This is a genomic window from Citrobacter sp. CK202, from assembly GCF_030333225.1.
Classification (GTDB): Bacteria; Pseudomonadota; Gammaproteobacteria; order Enterobacterales; family Enterobacteriaceae; genus Citrobacter_B; species Citrobacter_B koseri.
Genome location: NZ_JAOWGI010000027.1, coordinates 74,692 through 97,094 on the forward strand (window position 1 = coordinate 74,692; position 22,403 = coordinate 97,094).

Consider the following 22,403-nt stretch of genomic DNA (forward strand, 5'->3'; position numbering starts at 1 on the left):
GGGTAACGCGTCAATCTTAAGGAGAATATTCATGAGCTTCATGTTGGCACTTCCCAAAATTAGCCTGCATGGCGCAGGCGCAATCGGCGATATGGTTAACCTCGTCGCGAACAAGCAATGGGGTAAAGCGCTGGTCGTCACTGACGGGCAACTGGTAAAACTGGGCCTGCTGGACAGCCTGTTTGCCGCGCTTGACGCGCATCAGATGTCGTACCACCTTTTCGACGAGGTTTTCCCGAACCCCACTGAAGAACTGGTGCAAAAAGGGTATGCGGCATATCAGGACGCGCAGTGTGATTACATCATCGCCTTCGGCGGCGGCAGCCCGATCGATACCGCCAAAGCGGTCAAAATTCTGACGGCGAATCCTGGCCCCTCTACCGCCTATTCAGGCGTCGGCAAAGTCAAAAACGCGGGCGTTCCACTGGTAGCGATTAATACCACCGCCGGTACGGCAGCGGAAATGACCAGCAATGCCGTCATTATCGACTCCGCGCGCCAGGTCAAAGAGGTCATCATCGACCCGAATATCATCCCTGATATCGCGGTGGACGACGCCAGCGTTATGCTGGACATCCCGCCATCCGTCACTGCCGCCACCGGCATGGATGCGCTGACCCACGCCATTGAGGCCTATGTCTCGGTTGGCGCGCATCCGCTTACCGACGCCAACGCGCTGGAAGCCATTCGGCTGATTAATCTGTGGCTGCCGAAAGCGGTTGATGACGGCCACAACCTCGAAGCGCGTGAGCAGATGGCGTTTGGCCAGTATCTGGCAGGTATGGCGTTCAACAGCGCTGGTCTTGGTCTGGTACACGCGCTGGCGCATCAGCCAGGCGCCACGCACAACCTGCCGCACGGCGTCTGTAACGCCATCCTGCTGCCGATCATTGAGAACTTTAACCGCCCGAACGCGGTCGCGCGTTTTGCTCGCGTCGCCCAGGCGATGGGCGTCGATACTCAAGGTATGAGCATTGAGGCGGCGAGTATGGAAGCGATCAATGCAATCCGCGCATTGAGCAAACGCGTCGGCATTCCTGAAGGTTTCAGCACACTGGGCGTCACGAAAGACGATATTGAAGGCTGGCTGGACAAAGCACTGGCAGATCCGTGCGCGCCGTGCAATCCACGCACCGCCAGCCGCGATGACGTCCGCGAGTTGTATCTGGAGGCGCTATGATCCGCAAAGCGTTTGTGATGCAGGTGAATGCCGACGCACACGAGGAGTATCAGCGTCGCCATAATCCCATCTGGCCGGAGCTGGAAAGCGTATTGAAAGCGCATGGCGCGCATCACTATGCGATTTACCTCGATAAAGAACGCAACCTGTTGTTCGCGACCGTCGAGATCGAATCGGAAGAGCGCTGGAATGCCATCGCCAGTACCGACGTGTGCCAGCGTTGGTGGAAGCATATGCGCGACGTGATGCCTGCCAACCCGGATAACAGCCCGGTGAGCGCAGAGCTGAAAGAAGTGTTTTACCTGGCGTAGGCGGTCTGAAGTCGGATGGCTCAACGCCGGATGGCGACGCTAACGCGTCTTATCCGGCCTACAGGTAGCAAACGGCACGAAATTGTAGGCCGGATAAGCGTCAGCGCCATCCGGCGTCATAAACCTCATCTCGCGGAATTAATTTTGCTCGGCCACCAGGATCGCCTGCGTATCCGCTTCCAGCGCTTTAAAAATATGCTCCTGATCGGCGGGATAACAAATATAATCGCCCTCGCCTAACTCTTCCGGCGCCTCTGTCAGCCCGACAAGCGCTTTCCCCTGCGTCACAATAATATGCTCCACCGATCCCGGCGGATGTGGATGTGAAATACGATCCGCCCCCGGCTGCGTCAGCAGCAGGTAGATATCGCGCCGCGCCCCTGGCGGACAGGCAGCCAGTAAAATAGCCTGATAGTGGGCCTGTTCCGCCACCACTTTTGTCCCTTCTCCGCGACGAATCACCTGCGTTTTTTGCGCCTGCGGCTCCAGCAGACGTGCAAAGGGAATATCCAGGGCCACGCAAAGCGCCCAGAGCGTTTCCAGGCTAGGATTTCCATTGCCCGCTTCCAGTTGCGACAGGGTAGATTTCGCAATCCCCGCACGCCGGGCGATTTCCGCCAGCGACAGGCCGGTACGCTGACGTTCGCGCACCAAGCTTTTCGCGATCACGCTAATGGGCTGTGTCATTCACGACTCCGCGTTCTTTATATCGAACGAATCGTTCGACTTGTAAATCAATTCTGTTGCGTTCATTATAATGGAAATTCGTTCGATATGGCTAAGATAGTATGAAACATCACCTCTCATGTCTCAGCGGAGACACGATAAAAGCGATATTTTTAGTGTGTCTGGCCGTTGGCGTCGTCGGGATGTCCTACGGATCGCTGGCGATGGCCTACGGCTTCCCGATTTGGGTGCCGTTTGTACTCTCCATTTTTGTCCTGGCGGGGGCGTCCGAATTTATGTTTATCGGCATTGTCGCCAGCGGCGGGAACCCACTGGCCGCCGCCGCTGCCGGTTTGCTGGTGAATGCCCGCCATATTCCATTCGGCGTAACGGTACGTGAACTGGTAGGCACCCGCGCCGCCAGCTTTCTGGGCTGCCATATCATGAATGATGAAAGCGTCGTCTTTGGTCTGTCGCAAAAAACACGGCAACAGCGCAAAGCCGCCTACTGGCTGTGCGGCGCGGGCGTCGCAATTTTTTGGCCACTGGGCGCACTGCTTGGCGCGATGGTCGGCAAACTGCTCCCGGCACCGGAAACCATCGGTCTGGACGCGGTATTTCCCGCCATTTTATTGGCGTTAGTGATCCCGGCGTTCAGGAATCGCACCACGCTGATCCGCGCCTGTAGCGGCGCCGGGCTGTCGCTTGCCGCCGTCCCCTTCGCACCGGTCGGGTTGCCGGTACTGCTCTCTCTGCTTGGCTTACTGACGAGGAAAAAATAATGGGCAACATGACGCTGTTTATCGTCGGTATTGCTGTGTTATCGGCAGGCACCTATCTGATGCGTCTTGGCGGAGCAAAGCTCGGCAACCGGCTGGCGCTCTCCGAACGTTCTCAGGCGCTATTGTCGGATGCGGCAACGGTATTGCTGTTTTCAGTGGCGCTGGCAACCACGTTTTATGAAGGCGAACATTTTGCCGGAATGGCGAGGGTACTGGGCGTCGCGTTCGCTGTTTTCCTGGCGTGGCGCAAAATGCCGCTGATTGTGGTGATTATCGCTGCGGCGGTGGTGACAGCGCTGCTAAGGCTGGCGGGTATGCACTAAATATGAGGCATTTATCGGAATAGTAAAACAGTAAACGCAGAAACGAAAAAAGCGCCCTGAAGGCGCTCTTTCGACAGTTTTGGATCACTTATTTCAGCAGTTCAGCGGTCATATGCACGCGGTTACCGGAGTATGCGGAAGTGATTTTGTAATCACTGGCGCCAGCCTGCTGAGCCTGAGCGGCGATTTTTGCTTCTGCGCTTTCCAGAGTAGAGCCCGTCGCGGTAACAGACTGAGCGGCGAAAGAACCGAAAGAAGTAGCGAGAGCGATAACTGCGACAAAAGTTTTGATGCTTTTCATGATATAAACCCTTTAACTTAGTTGTTTGAGTAAGGCACCGTGCCTTGATGTGATAAATAATAGGCCGGTATTCGAACAACTAAAAGCGGAAGGATTTGCTATTCTTTTTCAAATTTACTGAATAAAATTCAACCTGCCATCAAACGCCGTGGATGCGTATAAATTGTCGCCTTGCCCGGCTTGCAAAAGCCCACCAGCGTCAGGTTACAGCGCTCAGCCACGTCAACCGCTAACGTGGTGGCTGCGGAGACGGCAAACAGGATTTCAACGCCGCACATCGCCGATTTCTGCACCATTTCATAGCTGGCGCGACTGGAGACCAGCACCGCGCCCTGCTGCCAGCTTTCGCCTTCCGTCGCCCGGCGCCCCAGCAGTTTATCCAGCGCGACATGGCGACCGACATCTTCATGCCCGCCCGCTAATTCACCGGACGGCATCGCCCACGCCGCCGCGTGAGTACAGCCGGTAAGCTGACCGACCGGTTGAAAATCAGACAGATGCTTCAACGCGCGATCAAGATTCGCCAGGTCAAAGGTTTGGGTAAACGGGAGCGGCGTAATGGGTTTGCCGATGTCATTCAGCTGCTCCACGCCGCAAACGCCGCAGCCGGTACGCCCGGCCAGGGCGCGACGACGTTCTTTCAGCCCCATAAAACGGCGGCTGGAAAGCTCAATCTGCACTTCAAGGCCGTTGCAGGAAGGAACGACGTCCATGCCATAAATATCCTGCGGACATTCAATAATGCCTTCCGACAGTGAAAAACCGATCGCGAATTGCTCCAGATCTTTCGGCGTGGTCATCATCACCACATGGGAAATGCCGTTATAGACCAGCGCGACAGGAACTTCCGTCGCCAGCATATCCGGTTTTGATTGCGTCAGGCACCCGCGCGTCCAGACGGCATGAGAAACAGCGCCCTCCGGGGATAAATTTTGATGGTCAGACAAAGCAGCTTCCTGGTATGGACTCACGATAAGAGAGATTGCGTTCAGGCAGGATGAGAGCGCCTTTGCGCATTTAACTGCGGTTATTGTCCTCCATTATTTTTGTGAGGTCAAAACCGGGGCAAAACCGCCCCGGTCGGCAGGATGAGAACGCTAGTTAGCCGCGAGAGCGTCAAACGACACGGTGTAGGTTTCTTCCAGATCCTGCGTATTGCTGGTCTGGAAAGCTTTATCGGCAAGATAAGTGGTGATCATCAGTGTTGCAACCCACTGTTTTCCTGCCACTTCCTGACCGTTTACCGCAGCAGCGGACATATCCGGCAACAGCGTCATTTCCGCAGCGCCGCCCGATACCTGCGCCGCGCCGCGGGGAACCGAAGCCAACTGAACGGGAGCGTTATCGACTCTGGCATTTTTCATTTTAATCGACATCGCGCCGTTGTCAGAAAACCGCCAGGCCTGCCCCTGCCGGGCGGGGCCATCCACAAAGAGCCGAATTTTATGTTCATCAGTACAGATGACGGAGACCTGTAACTCCCGGGTGACGGAGGCATAACCGTGATACATATTCCCGGCGTATTCGGTGCTCCCCTCTCTCATATCCTCCCTGCGGAACCGCCCATAGTCGACCTGTTTTGTCGAAGATAAAATCTGACAGTCGCCTTCTTCCGCCAGTGCGGATGGCACATTCCCACACAAGAAACCCGCCAGTAATACAGGCATAAAAACGCTAAGGTGTTTCATGGAGCCAGCTCCCTGTTTCATTAGAGACATTTCCCTTTTATCTCCTCGTAGAATTTCTGCGGATCGGCTTCCGGCAGGGTGTAGTTCAGTTTGCATCGTCCACCGTCCACCTTCGCATACAGCTGATGGCTTGCTGAGATATCATTCAGGAAGATCAAACCGTCCTCTGGCGCGGAAGTGATATATTCCCCGGCGTCGTTGACAATGGAGACGCCTTTCGGCAACGGAGTACCGTCTGCGCGCATAACAGAGAGCAGCACGCGCCGCTGACTCAGCGTGGTGAATTGCCATTTCGCGACCGCCCCGTGCGACGCTTTAATCGCCGTCCGGCCATTATTGACGTCAAGATTGCCCGGAAGACTTTGGGTATTGAGTTCCAGCGTACTTTCATGGAACGGCGTCAATGACGGGACGACGGCCTGGCCCCATTTATCGGTCCAGACGGGCCCGCGCGACGTCACGATTTCGATACCGGCAACAGGCTTGTCCAGTTGGGTAATGGCATACGTGTCCGCGACCGGATACGGTGAGAAGGTCACGCCATCGTCATGCGCCACAATGCCGCCACTCAATGCGGCAGAGTAGTTCGCATTGCTGTCGTTATCGCCGCCAGCCGCCACGGACAGCGTGGTATAGTGAAGATTGCTGTTGAGCGAGCTATCCCAGTCGGTAACACTTTCGTCCTGATCGCGAGACACGCCGACCGTGTATTGGTTGTCGTCATTCAGCGACCCCATCGCCCGCGTGCCATAAGAGCTTCTTCCTTCACTCTCGCGATACCACGAGTTCGTTGAAACACCGGTACGGCCTAACGGAACAGAAACGTTCACGTAGAACATATCGCGATCGCTCTCATCCCCATGACTGATATCCGATTCCCAGTTCACGCTGACGCTGAAATATTTATAGGTTTGCGACCAGGAAGAGATAATGCGGCGGCTATTATAGTCGCTGTCCCAGGCCTCATTACGGTAGTAGCCGAGCGAAAAACGCCCCAGAAGCGTATCCGACCAACTGACCGCGACGTTCGTATCGTATTTCGTTGGGGAGTAATCATCGTCGTCGCTATACAGTTCCTGCATTTCGCGATAGTCCGCCGTGCCGTAGCTACCGCCCAGCGAAATCCCCATCCCCCAGGGCAAGGAATACCCAAGATCCAGCGTGGTTTTGTGCCCATCAGTCTGGCTACGGTTATCGATCGACCCAAGAAACCCGAGCGAGGCATATAAATTCTGTACGGGAACGGTATCCACATTGGCAGAGAAACCGTAATAGTGGTTATCCGCCATCACCATTCCGGCCATGAGATTCATACGATTATTCACTGACCAGCCATCAGACGCCGACACAATCCAGGGCTGCTCAAAATTCGTGTCCATATCTTCCGCACGCCCCACGGCCAGAGAAAAGCCCGGCGCCCTGCCGACATGGTTGCTACGAAACGTGCTCGCCGATACGGTAAAATGGCTTTCGCTTCCATCGGTCTCCGTCACCGTGACATTCAGGTCGGTGTTGAGGTTAGCAATGGGTACATCGGTTAAGGTAAAGGGGCCAGCGGGAACAAGCGTTGAATAGATGATCTGCCCGCCCTGGCGAATATCCACGCGCGCCTGAGAATATCTGGCGATCCCCGTCACCTCGATGCCGCTCCCCTCGTTCGGCAGCAGGGTATTATCCGGCATGACTTGCACACCGTAGACCGACGGAATACTAAAGCGGCTGTTGGCAATGTTGATTTGCCCGCCCTGCACCATCACGCCATAGTCGGCAAAAGTGCGTTGCGCGTAGGTATAATACGAGTCGGTCTCTAATTCCTGGTCGCTGCCGTCGCTGACGAATTGCGTGCTGCGCACAATCCAGTCACCCGCATTAAAACCAAGTTCAAACGTTGACTGAAAGCGGTCTGAATTATCGTCGTCATATTTATAATGCGTGCCAAACATGGAGTAATTCAGCATTGCGGCATGACCACCGCGAACGTCCGCGACCTGTCGGTTATTATCTGGATCAATCGCTTCCTGCGGAACAACCAGCGACATTTCTTCTGTTTCAGGCGTAGCGCTAACGGTTGCCGTAGACCAGTATTGATGGATCAGCGGGCAGGTTTCTCTTTTTATTTTCGTGATGAGTCCTGCGCTTTCCAGAAATGCTTTATCAATACAGGGCTGCCCTTCCTCATTAAACTTAACCGACATGACACTGTGTTTCTTGCCATTAATAATAACGGTCACATTATGGACACCAGGAGTGAACCGGGACGCTAAGGAATAATAATCAGCAATCACAGGATCGAGACCATTAGATTCTAATGCATCAGTATCAAATACCGCTCTCGCCAACTCCATCGTTCCAGTAGAGGTCGGCATTATTTCCGCCCGTATACTGAAAGCGATTGCCGTCAGACAAAACACAATAATTCCTTTTTTAGCGGAACCGCGAATCATAACCACTCCATGTGTTTTACAATAAACTGAGATTAATTATTTTATTTCTGCGACAAAACTCTTCGCCTTATAGCCATAGCGCGTAGCAGGATACATTTCGATATTTTTATCCAGTGCGGATAATGTGGTCGAGGCATGGGCACTTATTGTTTCACCCGGCAGAATATAAGCCTTTGGTAAATCAGCGTGCGCGCCTGATGGCAATAATTTTACTTTCTGCTCCAGACGGATAACATAAGGCGTTTTATTTTCTACGCTGAGTTTTCCGCCGCGCATATGCCACTGGAGATCTTTCCACGGCTCCATATTCACGTCTAAACCCGAAGGATGAATAATGACGGGAAGGTTTTGGCTAAAGACCACTTTAACTTTGTTTTTATCCCGTTGCGGGATGGTCGTAAAAATAACGCGCTTCAAATGCTCAACTTTTAACGGCTCCGCGCTATTTTTAAGAACGAATCGCACACGTTGCGTCTTACCGGCATCAACACGCGTAACGGGTTGCGTGACAATCAGACCAGGCTGCGGATCGTCTGGAAGATTGACGATTTTGGTATACAAGAGCTGGGCATCAGCATCGGTGTTTTTGACATCCATACTGCCGCCTTGCTCTTCTTCATTAATCAGCAGCAGCGACGTGTCGGGCACCATCCCGGCAGCCAGACAGTTAAATGACGCCAATAAACAGGCGCAGATTAATGTTTTCTTGAAGGAAAGCATAATATTAGTCCATTAATATTCATAACTGCTCCCCATAGTAATATGGGGAGCATCTACGATACGTGCAGTGTAATTACAGATATACCAGCTCTACGGTGGTTAAGCCGTCAAGCGTCGCTTCATCGGTAATTTGCAGATCGTCTGTCGGGTTGATAATCGCGGACACACCGACGTTAAAGTTGACTTTTGTTTGAGGTTCTGGCGCATCAGCCGAGCTTTTACCAAAGCTGTAAACCTCGCTGTTATTATTTATAATCTGCATATAGCTGTTGCCTGCTTTTGTTCCCCAGGTAGTGCCGTCATTTGCTGAGAAATAGGCAATCAGGTTATCGCCATTGCCGTTAGTCAGCGTTCCTGAATCAATCTGAATACCCAGCGCATATGCCCCAATTTTCTGGCTACCGTACAGCCCCAGGCCAAAAAGATAATTAGCAGAAGAAATGAAATCAGTCGATGCGAAATTAATGGCATAACCGGTGGTCGGTGCAGAAGCGCTATGCATATCAGTAAAAGAAACGCCGACACGCGTATCTTCTTCACAGGTAATGGCGACTGGCACGGTTTTAATGTCAGGCAGTGCGGTTGGCGCAGTTGAATTTAATGACGCCACTTTGATGGTGCCAAAATCAGCGATACCGCCGCCGCTTGGGAATGACGGAATACAGGAAGCGGGAACAATTTTCCCTGATACTTTAATATCAACGCTCGGTGCCGCCATAACGGAAGAAGCCGTCAGCGCCAGCACAGACGCCATCAGGCTTTTTTTAAAAAAAACATTCATTTTTATTTCCTTATAAAAGAAGCCACTTTATATAATGATGACCTCTGCATATTTCAAAAAATTGACATGACACCAACATACAATATTGGTTGGCGAAATTTATCATTTGTCAAAAAACCATACAATCGAAAGATTATTTTTAAGAATTTATTCCAGGAAAATCCTCAAAGGAAATCCTTATATATATTCACCAAACATATACAATGATTCATATAAAAGATTAAATCCCGTTATTGTATAAATAATAAATATTATCTACCGCCAGAAAAGTCGATCCATCCAGAACTACCGATAAAGAATGCTGATACCTCATCTCTTTTCGAACAACAACACAATTATTTAACATAGTGATGATTACGCAGCGAAATTTATTAACTCCAAAGTATTAGTTCCTGCTTTTTCGGTTGCAAAGATCGTCAGTCATTATGCATCAATGTGATAAACATCACATTTTCATGTTGCCATCATGAAAACTCATTCACTTTTATTTAACCGCAACAGAACACACCTACCAACATTATGGTATCCTGAGTTATATCCCTCCCGGAACTGAGGGAATGCGCAAATTCTTCCCTTTGCGGCCGGTTTCATGGTGGTCCGCAAAGTAAAACTACATAGCAATGTCGAAACAAGGAGCAAACCATGCAGGTCAGCAGAAGGCAGTTCTTTAAGATCTGCGCTGGCGGTATGGCAGGCACCACGGCGGCGGCACTGGGTTTCGCACCCAGCGTAGCGCTAGCGGAAACACGGCAATATAAATTGCTGCGCACCCGCGAAACCCGTAACACCTGCACTTACTGTTCCGTTGGTTGTGGGCTGTTAATGTACAGCCTCGGCGACGGTGCAAAAAACGCCAAAGCATCTATCTTCCACATCGAGGGCGATCCGGATCATCCGGTCAGCCGTGGCGCGCTTTGCCCGAAAGGGGCCGGTCTGGTGGACTTCATTCACTCCGAAAGCCGCCTGAAATACCCGGAATACCGCGCGCCAGGTTCAGATAAATGGCAGCAAATCAGTTGGGATGAGGCATTCGACCGCATCGCTAAACTGATGAAAGAAGACCGCGACGCCAACTACGTTGCGCAGAACGCCGAAGGCGTGACCGTTAACCGCTGGCTCTCCACCGGGATGCTGTGCGCTTCCGCATCCAGTAACGAAACCGGCTATTTAACGCAAAAATTCTCCCGCGCGCTCGGTATGCTCGCGGTCGACAACCAGGCGCGTGTCTGACACGGACCAACGGTAGCAAGTCTTGCTCCAACATTTGGTCGCGGTGCGATGACCAACCACTGGGTCGACATGAAGAACGCCAACCTCATCGTGGTGATGGGCGGTAACGCCGCTGAAGCCCACCCGGTAGGGTTCCGTTGGGCGATGGAAGCTAAAATTCACAACGGCGCGAAGCTGATTGTGATTGATCCTCGCTTCACGCGTACGGCGTCGGTGGCCGATTTCTATGCCCCTATCCGTTCCGGTACTGACATTGCCTTCCTGTCAGGCGTACTGCTGTACCTGCTGAACAACGAAAAATACAACCGCGAATACACCGAAGCCTATACCAACGCCAGCCTGATCGTGCGTGAAGATTTTGGCTTCGAAGATGGCCTGTTTACGGGCTATGACGCGGATAAACGCAAGTACGACAAAACCAGTTGGGCCTACGAACTGGATGAAAATGGCTTCGCTAAACGCGATACCACGCTGCAACATCCTCGCTGCGTGTGGAACCTGCTCAAGCAGCACGTTTCCCGCTATACGCCGGAGGTGGTGGAAAATATCTGCGGCACGCCGAAAGCCGATTTCCTGAAAGTATGCGAATACATTGCGGAAACCAGCGTCAAAGATAAAACCGCGTCGTTCCTGTATGCCCTCGGCTGGACGCAGCACTCCATCGGCGCGCAAAACATCCGCACGATGGCGATGATCCAACTGTTGCTCGGCAACATGGGGATGGCTGGCGGCGGCGTCAACGCACTGCGCGGTCACTCCAACATTCAGGGGCTGACTGACTTAGGGTTGCTGTCGCAAAGCCTGACGGGTTACATGACGCTGCCCAGCGAAAAACAGACCGACCTGCAAACCTACCTTGCCGCCAACACGCCAAAACCGCTGCTGGAAGGTCAGGTCAACTACTGGAGCAACTACCCGAAATTCTTCGTTTCTATGATGAAAGCCTTCTTTGGCGATAACGCGACGAAGGACAATGACTGGGGCTTCGACTGGCTGCCGAAGTGGGACAAAGGGTACGACGTCCTGCAATACTTCGAGATGATGAACGAAGGCAAGGTCAATGGCTATCTCTGCCAGGGCTTTAACCCGGTCGCCTCATTCCCGAACAAAAACAAAGTGGTTGCGTCACTCTCTAAACTGAAGTTCCTGGTGACTATCGACCCGCTCAATACCGAAACGTCCACCTTCTGGCAAAACCACGGTGAGTCGAACGATGTTGATCCGTCGAAAATCCAGACCGAAGTGTTCCGTCTGCCGTCAACCTGCTTCGCCGAAGAGAACGGCTCTATCGTCAACTCCGGCCGCTGGCTGCAATGGCACTGGAAAGGCGCGGACGCCCCCGGCGACGCCGTAACCGACGGCGAGATCCTGGCCGGTATCTTCTTACGCCTGCGTAAGATGTACGCCGAGCAAGGCGGCGCGAACCCGGAACAGGTGCTGAATATGACCTGGAACTACTCCACGCCGCATGAACCGTCTTCGGAAGAAGTGGCGATGGAAAGTAACGGTAAAGCGCTGGCCGATCTTATCGACCCGGCAACGGGGGCGGTGATCGTGAAGAAAGGCCAACAGCTCAGCTCGTTCGCCCAGCTACGTGACGATGGCACCACCTCCAGCGGATGCTGGATTTTCGCCGGTAGCTGGACGCCGGAAGGCAATCAGATGGCGCGCCGCGATAACTCCGATCCGTCAGGCCTCGGCAATACGCTGGGGTGGGCGTGGGCATGGCCGCTGAACCGCCGCATTCTGTATAACCGCGCCTCCGCAGACCCACAGGGCAACCCGTGGGATCCGAAGCGCCAAATCCTGAAATGGGACGGCGCGAAATGGGGCGGGATGGATATCCCGGACTACAGCGCCGCTGCGCCGGGTAGCAACGTCGGGCCGTTCATCATGCAGCCGGAAGGGATGGGTCGCCTGTTCGCGCTCGACAAGATGGCGGAAGGGCCGTTCCCGGAACACTACGAGCCGTTTGAAACGCCGCTGGGGACGAACCCGCTGCACCCGAACGTTATCTCCAACCCTGCCGCCCGTATCTTTAAAGGCGACGCAGAGGCGTTGGGTAAAGCCGATAAGTTCCCTTACGTCGGAACAACTTACCGTCTGACCGAGCACTTCCACTACTGGACCAAACACGCGCTGCTTAACGCTATCGCGCAGCCGGAACAGTTTGTGGAGATCGGCGAGAAGCTGGCGAACAAGCTCGGCATCGCGCATGGCGATACCGTAAAAGTCTCCTCCAACCGTGGCTATATCAAAGCCAAGGCGGTAGTGACCAAGCGCATTCGCACGCTGAAAGCAGACGGCAAGGATATCGATACCATCGGTATTCCTATTCATTGGGGCTACGAAGGGGTGGCGAAAAAAGGCTTTATCGCCAATACGCTTACGCCATTCGTCGGTGATGCGAACACGCAGACGCCGGAGTTCAAGTCCTTCCTGGTGAATGTGGAAAAGGTGTAACGGAGACGACCTATGGCTTATCAATCGCAAGACATCATTCGTCGTTCCGCGACTAACGGTTTCACTCCCGCGCCACAGGCGCGGGATCACCAGCAAGAGGTGGCGAAGCTTATCGACGTCACCACCTGTATTGGCTGTAAAGCCTGTCAGGTGGCCTGTTCGGAATGGAACGACATCCGTGATGAAGTGGGCAGCAACATCGGGGTGTACGACAACCCGGCTGATCTGACCGCAAAATCCTGGACGGTGATGCGCTTCTCGGAAGTGGAGCAAGACGACAAACTGGAATGGCTTATCCGTAAGGATGGCTGTATGCACTGCGCCGATCCGGGCTGCCTGAAGGCATGTCCGGCAGAAGGGGCTATTATTCAGTATGCCAACGGCATTGTCGACTTCCAGTCTGAGCAGTGCATCGGCTGCGGCTACTGCATCGCCGGTTGTCCGTTCGATGTGCCGCGCCTCAACCCGGACGACAACCGCGTTTATAAATGTACGCTGTGCGTTGACCGCGTGGTGGTGGGGCAAGAACCGGCCTGCGTGAAGACTTGCCCGACTGGCGCTATCCACTTTGGTTCCAAAGAGGCGATGAAAACGCTGGCAGGCGAACGTGTGGCTGAGCTGAAAACCCGTGGTTACGACAATGCAGGTCTGTACGATCCGGCAGGCGTCGGCGGTACTCACGTCATGTACGTGCTGCACCATGCCGACAAACCGAATCTGTACCACGGTCTGCCGGAAAACCCGGAAATCAGCGCGACGGTGAAATTCTGGAAAGGCATCTGGAAACCTCTCGCAGCGGTCGGCTTTGCTGCGACCTTTGCGGCCAGCATCTTCCACTATGTCGGTGTCGGCCCGAACCGTGCAGATGAGGAAGAAGACAATCTGCATGAAGAGAAAGACGAGGTGCGCAAATGAAACGACGTGACACCATCGTGCGCTATACGGCGCCGGAACGCATCAACCACTGGATCACCGCCTTCTGTTTCGTACTGGCGGCGGTGAGCGGACTGGGCTTTTTGTTCCCGTCCTTCAACTGGCTGATGCATATCATGGGCACCCCACAGCTGGCGCGCATTGTGCACCCGTTCGTGGGCGTGATCATGTTCGCCTCATTCATCATCATGTTTTTCCGTTACTGGCACCACAATCTAATCAATCGGGATGATATCTTTTGGGCGAAGAATATTCGTAAGATCGTCGTCAACGAGGAAGTCGGCGACACCGGACGTTATAACTTCGGCCAGAAATGCGTATTCTGGGCGGCGATTATTTTCCTGGTCCTGTTGCTGGTCAGCGGAGTGATCATCTGGCGTCCGTATTTTGCGCCTGCTTTCTCAATCCCGGTGATCCGATTCGCGTTAATGCTGCATTCATTTGCCGCAGTAGCGTTAATTGTGGTTATCATGGTGCACATTTACGCCGCCCTCTGGGTGAAAGGCACCATTACCGCGATGGTGGAGGGATGGGTAACCCGGTCATGGGCGAAGAAACATCACCCGCGCTGGTACCGTGAAGTCCGCCAGAAACAGGAAAAGTCATCTGAATGAGTATTCGCATAATCCCGCAAGATGAGCTGGAGAAGAGCGAGAAACGTACGGCGGATATGATTCCGCCGTTATTGTTCCCCCGGCTCAAAAATTTGTATAACCGCCGCGCCGAGCGTCTGCGCGAGCTGGCCGAAAACAACCCGCTGGGCGATTACCTGCGCTTTGCCGCGCTGATCGCACATGCCCAGGAAGTGGTGCTGTACGACCATCCGCTGGAGATGGATCTGACCGCGCGCATCAAAGAAGCGAACGCGCAGGGCAAACCGCCGCTGGACATTCACGTTTTACCGCGCGATAAGCACTGGCAGAAACTGCTGCATTCGCTGATTGCTGAGCTGAAACCGGAGATGAGCGGCCCCGCGCTGGCGGTAATCGAAAATCTGGAGAAGGCTTCGGAACAGGAACTGGAGCAAATGGCGAGCGCGCTGTTTGAATCCGATTTTGCCTCCGTCAGCAGTGATAAGGCCCCGTTTATCTGGGCGGCGCTGTCGCTCTATTGGGCGCAAATGGCCAGCCTGATCCCCGGTAAAGCCCGTGCGGAGTACGGCGAACAGCGTCAGTATTGCCCGGTGTGCGGCTCAATGCCGGTTTCCAGCATGGTGCAAATCGGCACCACGCAGGGTCTGCGTTACCTGCACTGCAACCTGTGCGAAACCGAGTGGCATGTGGTGCGCGTCAAATGCAGCAACTGCGAGCAGAGTCGCGATCTGCACTACTGGTCGCTGGATAACGAACAGGCGTCGATTAAAGCAGAAAGCTGTGGCGACTGCGGTACTTACCTGAAAATTCTGTATCAGGAAAAAGACCCGAAAGTGGAAGCCGTCGCCGACGATCTCGCCTCACTGGTGCTGGACGCGCGCATGGAGCAAGAGGGCTTTGCCCGCAGTTCCATCAACCCGTTCCTGTTCCCGGGCGAAGGGGAGTAATTCTGACGTCAGGTCGGGTGGCGCGTGCCGCCCGGCTTATAAATGATAAGGCGTAATGACTCCCGGAATCCCCGCGAAGTCCTTTGTATTGCGCGTCACGAGCGCAAAACGATGAATGTGCGCTGTAGCCAGAATAACCGCATCCGGCAACTTCATCCCGTATTCCTGCCTGAGACTGACACTTCTTTCGGCAATATCCTGTGAAACGCCGATAACGTTAAAAGCGCTCAATGCTATACGTGTGCGGGATTCCTGATGGTATTTTTTTGCCCCTACCATCACTTCCATCCAGGTAATGAGACTAATGGCATTCTGGGGTGAGTAAGCTTCGAGAGCCTTCTTCGCTTCACCACGCCCGCTAAATAAATCAATGAGAATATTGGTGTCAAACAACACCGGACCTTTAATCATCACCACTCCTCGCGAAGTTTCCTTTCGTATTCAACGCCATCTTCTTCGCAACCTTGCCAGAGCCCCAGCGCATCGGAAATAGTGGTTTCGGCTTGTCCCTGCCTTTCCAGGTATTGTTCAACTGCTTCGCGTAATAGCTCTGCTCGCGGAAGATTACGCTGTTGTTTGAGGTCATCAAGCCGCTTGATAACTTCATCGGATAAATCAAGTAATATTCTGCCCATTTCCATTCCAGCCATCATACTCATATATACCTCCAGTATATCATTGGCGATTAATTTTCAAACAACATACACTGATGAAAGACCAGAAAAAAGACTTTATGAGCGCGATTTTTGCTTTTACGAGCCGCTTTCCAGAATTGCAACCTCGTCAGCACTCCCCGTTTCTTTTCGCTAAAAACCAGGTTATAACGCTGTATATCCATATAGATTAAGGGAGTAAAATATCGAATAAAGGAGGATTACCCCCTTTATCCTACTCTTCCTCGTTGCCGCCCTCTTCATAGGGGCCAAACGGTTTTGCCGGCAATACGATATAAATACCTTCAAAAACTGCGCCTGACGTCTCGTCGCCAAACAACTCCACTTGCAGTTGCACGCGTGCTTTACGGCCTCGCGCCAACCTGTCCAGATCGCCGCTCAACGACCCCAGATCGGCAATTGCGCTGGGTTTGCCGCTGATGGGCCTGCTGTAGCGAATATGCGCATCGGCGAGAATAATCGTACCGCCCAGATGACGCTCGCGCAGCATGAGCCAGATCAGCCCCCAGCCGGTAAGCGTTGCCAGTGAAAACAAACTCCCGGCAAACAACGTGTGGTGCGGATTCTGATTGCCCGTTTCAGGCATGGTCGTAATAAATTTCTGACCAGTGTACTGCTGAATGCGCACCCCCATTTTTTCACTTAACGGGATGTGCTCATACCAAGCCTGCTGAAGCTGCCCACACCAGTCGCCACGGTGCAGAATGTCATCCAGCGTCGCGACCGGTTTAATCATCAGAAAATGGCGAACCGGCGTGGTTTGCGGGGTCGTGATTTCCCCTTGATTCACAAAGCCAAGTTTGGCGAAGAACGCTACCGCATCTTCACGGGCGCTACAGGTGACGCGTTTTACCCCTTCCTGGCGCGCCACGGACTCCAGGGTCATCGCCATCAACGTTCCCAGCCCTTTATCCTGAACAGACGGTTCAACGGCCATGAAACGAATAGAAGCTTCGTTATCCGCATTGATATACAAACGCCCTACCGCAACCAGGTTCCCCTCTTCATCCACCACCATTTGATGATGCGCCATCGCATCCCAGGCATCGCGTTCGGAGCCTTTCGGCTGGTGGAGCGGTTTGCGCAGCATTTCCCAGCGAAACTGGTAGTAACGTGCTAATTCTTCTTCTGTTTGCGGTACTCGAAGGTGATACATAGCTGTACTCTCTCTTGTTACCCGCGGCCACGCCGGAAGCTGGCTCATACCTGTAGCCAGAACGTTACGGGGCCATCATTGACCAGCGAGACCTGCATATCAGCAGCGAAACGTCCGGTTTGCGTGTTCATTTCCTGTTGGCGGCAGCGCTCAACAAAGTATTCATACAGCGCTTCAGCGCGATCCGGCGCGGCGCCTCTTGAGAAGCCCGGTCGCATACCGCGTTCGGTATCGGCAGCCAGCGTAAATTGCGACACCACCAGCACGCTTCCCCCCGCCTGTTGCACGTTGAGATTCATCTTGCCTTCGGCATCGCTAAAAATTCGATAACCGAGCACGCGCTCGCACAGGCGATTCGCTTTCTGTTCGTCATCATCCCTTTCGACACCTAATAACACTAAAAGTCCCTGGCCGATTTCACCCGTCACCTCGCCCTCCACGGTGACGCTGGCACGGGTTACGCGCTGAATTAATGCAATCATGATTGGTCTGCTTCTTCTTGTTCTGCGGCTTGTTTGAGTTTGCGGTATTCCCCGAGAGTGACAGTTATTTCGGCACCAAGCAAGACGATACACCATGTCCAGTACACCCAGACAAACAAAATGGGGATAACCGCCAGCACGCCGTAAATCAACTGATATGACGGGAACATGGTGATATAAAGCGCGAATCCTTTCTTTCCTGCTTCGAACAGTACCGCTGCGACAAAAGCGCCGACAACAGCATCGCGGTTTGGTACGCGCGTGGTCGGCACAATGCTGTACAGCAGCCAGAACGAAATCCAGGAGAGAATCAGAGGGAATACCCTCAGGACGTTATCGATAACCGTGTTGAGCTCGCTGGCCCAGCGCAGAGAAAGCAGATAGGAGCTGATCGCCAGGCTGGCGCCCGCCAGCAGTGGCCCCAGGGTCAGGATCATCCAGTAAACGGCGAAAGAATACACTTTTGGACGCGTGCGTTTGCTACGCCAGATGGTGTTCAGGGCGCTGTCGATGGCATACATCAGCAACAGCGCCGTGACGATCAGTCCACAAGCGCCTACCGCCGTCATTTTGTTGGAATTTGCGACGAACTGCTCAATATAACGCTGAATAACATCTCCCGTCGCCGGGATGAAGTTAGCAAAAATAAAATGGCGTAACTGGAGGCTGACGTCGGAAAACATGGGAAAGGCGGCGAAAAGCGCAAAAACGACGGCGATCAACGGCACTAACGAGAGCAACGAGACATAGGCCAGGTTCCCCGCGAGGGTGGTCATATTGTCCTCGTCAATGCGCTGCCACAACAGTTTAAGCCAGGCCCTGACTGGACGCGTATGATGCCTGGCTTTTTGATGCACGTTTTTTAGCATAACAACTTCGCGAAATAGTCCGGGATGGTCGTTTTATCCGTCACCAGAATACTGGTGATCCCCAACTGGTTAGCCCCTTCTATATTATCGGCGTTGTCGTCAAAAAAGACCGTATCGGCGGCAGAAAAACCTTCTGTCTGCAAAACATGCTGGTAAATCCGCACCTCAGGTTTACGCATGCCCAATTCCTGGGACAGATAAATATGATCGGCAGCCTGGCGAACTTCAGGGTATTCATCCGGCCAGAAGGTCGTATGCAGACGGTTGGTATTAGACAATACGACGACACGATGCCCCTGCTCGCGAAGCTTATGCATGATGTCGATAACCTCGGGCCGTAATGCGACAAATACCGCCTGCCAGCCGTGGGAAAATTGCTCATAGCTCAGCGGTAACGCCATCTCATGGCACAGCGCTTCTGCGAAGGCTTCATCAGTGATCTCCCCCCGCTCATGCTGATGAAACGCCTCTCCCATCGTAAAACTTTGCTTCAACGAAGCCAGCGGGACACGGCTCAGGTCACTCCATGCACCTAACACGCGGTTGAAGTCGATATCGACAATCACATTACCTAAATCAAAGATATAGAGCATGATCCTCTCCTTGCAAGCCGTGGATGAATAACTGTAGCGGGAAAGCAGGAGTTTGACTATGCGCCGGACAGGGAAAAAATCGACTAACGCAAACGGAAAAAAGGCGATGCAATGCATCGCCTTAACACTTTTCGCCGGATGGCGGCTATGCCTTATCCGGCCTACAAAACAGCCCGTAGGCCCGGTAAGCGGTAGCGCCACCGGGCGACCTGCCGGATGGCGGCTTTGCCTTATCCGGCCTACAAAATAGTCCGTAGACCCGGTAAGCTATCCGCCGTTATGGTTCAGAAGCTGTATTTCACCCCCAACATCGCTGCGGTATCACTGTAACTGTTGTCGCCTACCTGCTGAGCTACATTCCCCCACACCTGCAAACGCGGGTTAATTTGCCCTTCCACACCAACTTTCAGCTCACCAATATTTTTGGTGCCGCTGATTTCATCCCGGATCGCCCCCATCTGGACGCTCTGGTTATGGGTATTGTGGAGCCAGTTTGCTTCAACAAACGGCTGAAACTCGCGGTCTTTGCCATCATCAATGGCGTTATGGCTCTTCAGGTATGCACGCACACCGAGTCGGGTCATCAGGTTGCCGTCAGTTTTGTCTTTCACCTGAGTGCCGTTGCTTTCACGGTGCGAGTCAGCCTGCACGTCCATCCAGGTCACCTGGGCTTTTGGCTGGAGCCAGTAACTCGTACGCTCGCTTTCGCCTATCAGGAAGGTGTATCCCCCTTCGATGGATGCCGTGATACCGTCAGATTTGTATTTTTCACTGGCAAGATGGTCACCCTGCACGGTGTTATCAAACCAGTTATAGAGCACCCAGCTATCCAGATACGTCCCGGTTTTATCCGCTTCATTCGCATACCACGTCGCATACAACCCCGCGCTGTAGCCGTTCACATGACCGCGTGAAGCGTAGCCATTATGGGTGTTATGCGTTTTACTTTTATGATTGGCATAACCTGCCATCACACCCAGATGCCAGCGGTCGAGACTATCGCTGCTCCACTGCGCCAGGTCGCCGCCAATCTGCAATACATAGCGATTAGCCTGCGTTTTCAGTTGCTTGCTGCCATCAGTAAAGCGCATATGACCACCTACGTTACGCATCCACATGCTGGTCACTTTCTGCTCGCCCGTTAATATGTCGGTGTACTGGGTTTCACCCAGGCGATCGTGCAGACGGGTGATAAACAGCGTATTGGCGGCATAGTTGTTCGCCAGATAGCTACCAAACTCCGGGCGGTATTGATGTTCACCAGGTTCAGGCGCTGGCGGCAGCGGCGGCTCTGGTGGCGCAGGGGGCTCAACAGGATCGACCGGCCCTGGCGGCGTTGGTGGTTCCACGGGATCAACCGGCCCTGGCGGCGTTGGTGGTTCCACGGGATCAACCGGCCCTGGTGGTGCTGGCGGGTCCACCGGGTCAACCGGTCCCGGCGGTGTTGGTGGATCGACCGGGTCCGGGTTTTCTGGTTCCGGTTCCGGCTCAGGTTCTGGTTCTGGCTCCACCGGGCTTAGCTGGCTGGTGAGATACCAGTTACTGGCATTTTTCACCACGTCATAGTCATAGCCGCCCGCCACAATACGTCCTGCTTTGGTGAACGTTCCGTCGGAAACGCCCTCAACGTCCACAATCTCAATACCGTTAAGGGTCAGATCGCCCACACCGCCGATGTTATTGATGCCTACATTGGTATTGCCGGAGGTATCCCCTTTGACGATCAGTTTATCGGTAAAAGAATCATCGCCTTCAAGCACGGTGTTCAACACCAGTAACGCATCTGTGCCGGTGTAGTTGCCCATCACGGTCAGGGTTTTAAAGGTACTTTCGTCATCGCGGGACACGCCATCTGCGCTATAACGCAATGTGGCCTGGTTCAGCGTCAGAGTAGAGACCACAGAGTTCCCGGTCATCGTCCATTCGCTGTTTGCACCGTTTATATCCAGATCCAGCGTACCATGGTAGTTCGCGTTACTATTTTGTTGTGAAGAATCCGTTTGCCCCACAAAACGGCTCCCCTCTTCCATCCGCAGATCCATCGTACCGCCGTAATATGCGCGTAAATTTCCTTCAATGTCGTATACGCCAGAGCCAGCACTATCGGTAGCATAATCCCACGAGCGAACTAACGCCTGTGAACCATAGGCGTAAATGGCATAAGCGCCGCTATCAGTAACCTGAATTTTACTATCACCGCTAAGGTTTACCGTTGCAGAATCAGTAGATGAATACGCATAAACGCCATGTGCGCTCACGCCGGAGGTTTTCAAATCCACATTATTAATGTTTATTAACCCTTTACGGGCCACATATACCGCATGAGCACTACGCCCTGACGTCGCGACTGATGCGGTGCCATTAACCGTAATACTCGCATCGCCTTTTGCTGTACCTGTAAATTGCGCGGGATCTCTACCTGCATAGATCCCGTATCCCGTATTCGCGCCACCAGGACCACGGGTAACAATATCAGTATCACCATGGATAATTATTGATGACTGGGCGTTGTCTTTATTCGCAGACGCGTTGGCGCGTAGCCCCATTCCATTTTCAGCATCAACCGTTACATCACCATTGACTTCAACAATTGAATAATCAGCCTGTAACTCGCGACCAATATTTATTCCATCAGCACTACTTCCTGTTGCGGTAATATAGATATTATCTGCGACCAGTTTACCGCCTGCATTTTTAGAGTGGATTCCATCTGCTGCGGTGCCTGTTGTATTGATAACCAGATTTTTAAATTTATAGCCAATGTTATCAATATAGACACCCCAGCCAGTTAATCCTGAAGTAGTTCCTTCTGAGGTAGTATCAATACGGACTTCATCAAATCCACTGTAATCCCTTGCAGCTCCTCCGAGCGGATTACCATAGTGATATATAGTTGTATTGTCACAAAATAGTTGTGCGGTAGACGTGTAACTACATCCTGCTACAGCCTGCCCGCTCAACGCCAGCGCACTGGCGATACAGAGCGCGAGCTTTGCCGGGATCGGCGTTTTTTGAATAAGACGAGAAGATTTCATGAGAGCCACCTTTTCCGTAAGGCTTTTTTATTCGGATAAAAGCATCAAAGACGCGTGCATAAGATATTTATAAAAGGCGAAATCCATCCGCTCATCTTTAAATAATTAAAGAGTCAGAGTTCAAAGGCGTAATGAATTGTCACCTTAGCAGAATAAATACAAGTATTCATTTAATCTGTCAATGTACGGCAGGGGCTCATGAGATAACAGTAAATAAAATGCACCTTATTTA

Annotated in this window: 22 protein-coding genes; 8 read left to right on the forward strand and 14 right to left on the reverse strand. The window is 53.0% G+C overall.

The features are described 5' to 3' along the window. The first annotated feature begins 31 nt into the window (after nt 1-31). Both fucO and rhaM read left to right on the forward strand, forming a co-directional pair. A complete protein-coding gene (fucO, locus tag OGX84_RS15825; protein WP_058668376.1) occupies nt 32-1,180 on the forward strand; it encodes a lactaldehyde reductase in 1,149 nt (382 codons plus the stop codon). After that, a complete protein-coding gene (gene rhaM / locus OGX84_RS15830; RefSeq protein ID WP_012133904.1) occupies nt 1,177-1,491 on the forward strand; it encodes an L-rhamnose mutarotase in 315 nt (104 codons plus the stop codon). The genes fucO and rhaM overlap by 4 nt, the downstream gene beginning before the upstream one ends. Nucleotides 1,492-1,629: 138 nt before the next feature. Here rhaM and OGX84_RS15835 read toward each other — a convergent pair whose 3' ends face one another. Beyond that, nucleotides 1,630-2,178: a helix-turn-helix domain-containing protein gene (locus tag OGX84_RS15835; RefSeq protein WP_012133905.1), complete on the reverse strand. Its 549-nt coding sequence runs from the start codon at nt 2,176-2,178 to the stop codon at nt 1,630-1,632. A gap of 101 nt (nt 2,179-2,279) precedes the next feature. Here OGX84_RS15835 and OGX84_RS15840 point away from each other — a divergent pair, with 101 nt between their 5' ends. Together OGX84_RS15840 and OGX84_RS15845 are read left to right on the forward strand one after the other, a co-directional pair. After that, nucleotides 2,280-2,939 carry an AzlC family ABC transporter permease gene (locus tag OGX84_RS15840; protein ID WP_047459858.1) on the forward strand — a complete coding sequence of 220 codons (660 nt, stop codon included), beginning with the start codon at nt 2,280-2,282 and terminating at the stop codon, nt 2,937-2,939. Then, nucleotides 2,939-3,262: an AzlD domain-containing protein gene (locus OGX84_RS15845; RefSeq protein WP_012133907.1), complete on the forward strand. Its 324-nt coding sequence runs from the start codon at nt 2,939-2,941 to the stop codon at nt 3,260-3,262. The genes OGX84_RS15840 and OGX84_RS15845 overlap by 1 nt, the downstream gene beginning before the upstream one ends. A gap of 88 nt (nt 3,263-3,350) precedes the next feature. On the opposite strand, the gene OGX84_RS15850 is transcribed toward OGX84_RS15845, so the two are convergent. The 6 genes from OGX84_RS15850 to OGX84_RS15875 all read right to left on the reverse strand — a co-directional run bounded on the left by OGX84_RS15850 (nt 3,351) and on the right by OGX84_RS15875 (nt 9,196). Continuing rightward, nucleotides 3,351-3,563: a YdgH/BhsA/McbA-like domain containing protein gene (locus OGX84_RS15850; RefSeq protein WP_012133908.1), complete on the reverse strand. Its 213-nt coding sequence runs from the start codon at nt 3,561-3,563 to the stop codon at nt 3,351-3,353. A 128-nt stretch (nt 3,564-3,691) separates the two neighbouring features. Next, nucleotides 3,692-4,444 (reverse strand): formate dehydrogenase accessory sulfurtransferase FdhD, encoded by a 753-nt coding sequence (gene fdhD / locus OGX84_RS15855; RefSeq protein WP_320337776.1) that lies wholly within the window; start codon nt 4,442-4,444, stop codon nt 3,692-3,694. Nucleotides 4,445-4,660: 216 nt separating this feature from the next. Beyond that, entirely contained in the window at nt 4,661-5,251 is a 591-nt protein-coding gene (locus OGX84_RS15860; RefSeq protein WP_127891250.1) for a DUF1120 domain-containing protein, read from the reverse strand. 20 nt (nt 5,252-5,271) lie between these two features. Further along, entirely contained in the window at nt 5,272-7,695 is a 2,424-nt protein-coding gene (locus OGX84_RS15865) for a fimbrial biogenesis outer membrane usher protein (protein ID WP_286458165.1), read from the reverse strand. A gap of 36 nt (nt 7,696-7,731) precedes the next feature. Further along, a complete protein-coding gene (locus OGX84_RS15870) occupies nt 7,732-8,415 on the reverse strand; it encodes a fimbria/pilus chaperone family protein (RefSeq protein WP_012133912.1) in 684 nt (227 codons plus the stop codon). 73 nt (nt 8,416-8,488) lie between these two features. Next, a complete protein-coding gene (locus tag OGX84_RS15875) occupies nt 8,489-9,196 on the reverse strand; it encodes a DUF1120 domain-containing protein (protein ID WP_115626174.1) in 708 nt (235 codons plus the stop codon). Between the two features lie 642 nt (nt 9,197-9,838). Between OGX84_RS15875 and fdnG the strand changes: the two genes are divergently transcribed. Genes fdnG through fdhE form a run of 4 tightly spaced genes read left to right on the forward strand, consistent with a single transcriptional unit; the run spans nt 9,839 to nt 15,362 of the window. Then, nucleotides 9,839-12,889 carry a formate dehydrogenase-N subunit alpha gene (gene fdnG, locus OGX84_RS15880; RefSeq protein WP_081353215.1) on the forward strand — a complete coding sequence of 1,017 codons (3,051 nt, stop codon included), beginning with the start codon at nt 9,839-9,841 and terminating at the stop codon, nt 12,887-12,889. Nucleotides 12,890-12,901: 12 nt separating this feature from the next. After that, the gene (gene fdoH, locus OGX84_RS15885) at nt 12,902-13,804 is read left to right on the forward strand and encodes a formate dehydrogenase O subunit beta (RefSeq protein ID WP_012133916.1); all 903 of its coding nucleotides are present in this window, start codon (nt 12,902-12,904) and stop codon (nt 13,802-13,804) included. Next, nucleotides 13,801-14,436, forward strand: a complete 636-nt coding sequence (gene fdoI / locus OGX84_RS15890) for a formate dehydrogenase cytochrome b556 subunit (protein WP_012133917.1) — start codon at nt 13,801-13,803, stop codon at nt 14,434-14,436. Before fdoH ends, fdoI begins: the two co-directional genes overlap by 4 nt. Then, nucleotides 14,433-15,362: a formate dehydrogenase accessory protein FdhE gene (gene fdhE, locus OGX84_RS15895; protein WP_047459875.1), complete on the forward strand. Its 930-nt coding sequence runs from the start codon at nt 14,433-14,435 to the stop codon at nt 15,360-15,362. The genes fdoI and fdhE overlap by 4 nt, the downstream gene beginning before the upstream one ends. A gap of 36 nt (nt 15,363-15,398) precedes the next feature. On the opposite strand, the gene OGX84_RS15900 is transcribed toward fdhE, so the two are convergent. From OGX84_RS15900 to OGX84_RS15930, 7 genes are all read right to left on the reverse strand, one after another. Further along, nucleotides 15,399-15,773, reverse strand: coding sequence for a type II toxin-antitoxin system VapC family toxin (locus tag OGX84_RS15900; protein WP_012133919.1), 375 nt, complete (start codon nt 15,771-15,773; stop codon nt 15,399-15,401). Further along, a complete protein-coding gene (locus OGX84_RS15905; RefSeq protein WP_160880417.1) occupies nt 15,773-16,015 on the reverse strand; it encodes a ribbon-helix-helix domain-containing protein in 243 nt (80 codons plus the stop codon). The genes OGX84_RS15900 and OGX84_RS15905 overlap by 1 nt, the downstream gene beginning before the upstream one ends. Before the next feature lie 235 nt (nt 16,016-16,250). Further along, nucleotides 16,251-17,192: a fatty acid biosynthesis protein FabY gene (gene fabY, locus OGX84_RS15910; protein WP_024130670.1), complete on the reverse strand. Its 942-nt coding sequence runs from the start codon at nt 17,190-17,192 to the stop codon at nt 16,251-16,253. A gap of 44 nt (nt 17,193-17,236) precedes the next feature. Next, the gene (gene dtd, locus OGX84_RS15915; RefSeq protein ID WP_047459887.1) at nt 17,237-17,674 is read right to left on the reverse strand and encodes a D-aminoacyl-tRNA deacylase; all 438 of its coding nucleotides are present in this window, start codon (nt 17,672-17,674) and stop codon (nt 17,237-17,239) included. Next, a complete protein-coding gene (locus tag OGX84_RS15920; RefSeq protein WP_012133924.1) occupies nt 17,671-18,543 on the reverse strand; it encodes a virulence factor BrkB family protein in 873 nt (290 codons plus the stop codon). The genes dtd and OGX84_RS15920 overlap by 4 nt, the downstream gene beginning before the upstream one ends. Continuing rightward, entirely contained in the window at nt 18,537-19,136 is a 600-nt protein-coding gene (gene yihX, locus OGX84_RS15925; protein ID WP_047459890.1) for a glucose-1-phosphatase, read from the reverse strand. The genes OGX84_RS15920 and yihX overlap by 7 nt, the downstream gene beginning before the upstream one ends. 284 nt (nt 19,137-19,420) lie before the next feature. Beyond that, nucleotides 19,421-22,171 (reverse strand): autotransporter outer membrane beta-barrel domain-containing protein, encoded by a 2,751-nt coding sequence (locus tag OGX84_RS15930; RefSeq protein ID WP_286458167.1) that lies wholly within the window; start codon nt 22,169-22,171, stop codon nt 19,421-19,423. Between the last annotated feature and the right edge of the window lie 232 nt (nt 22,172-22,403).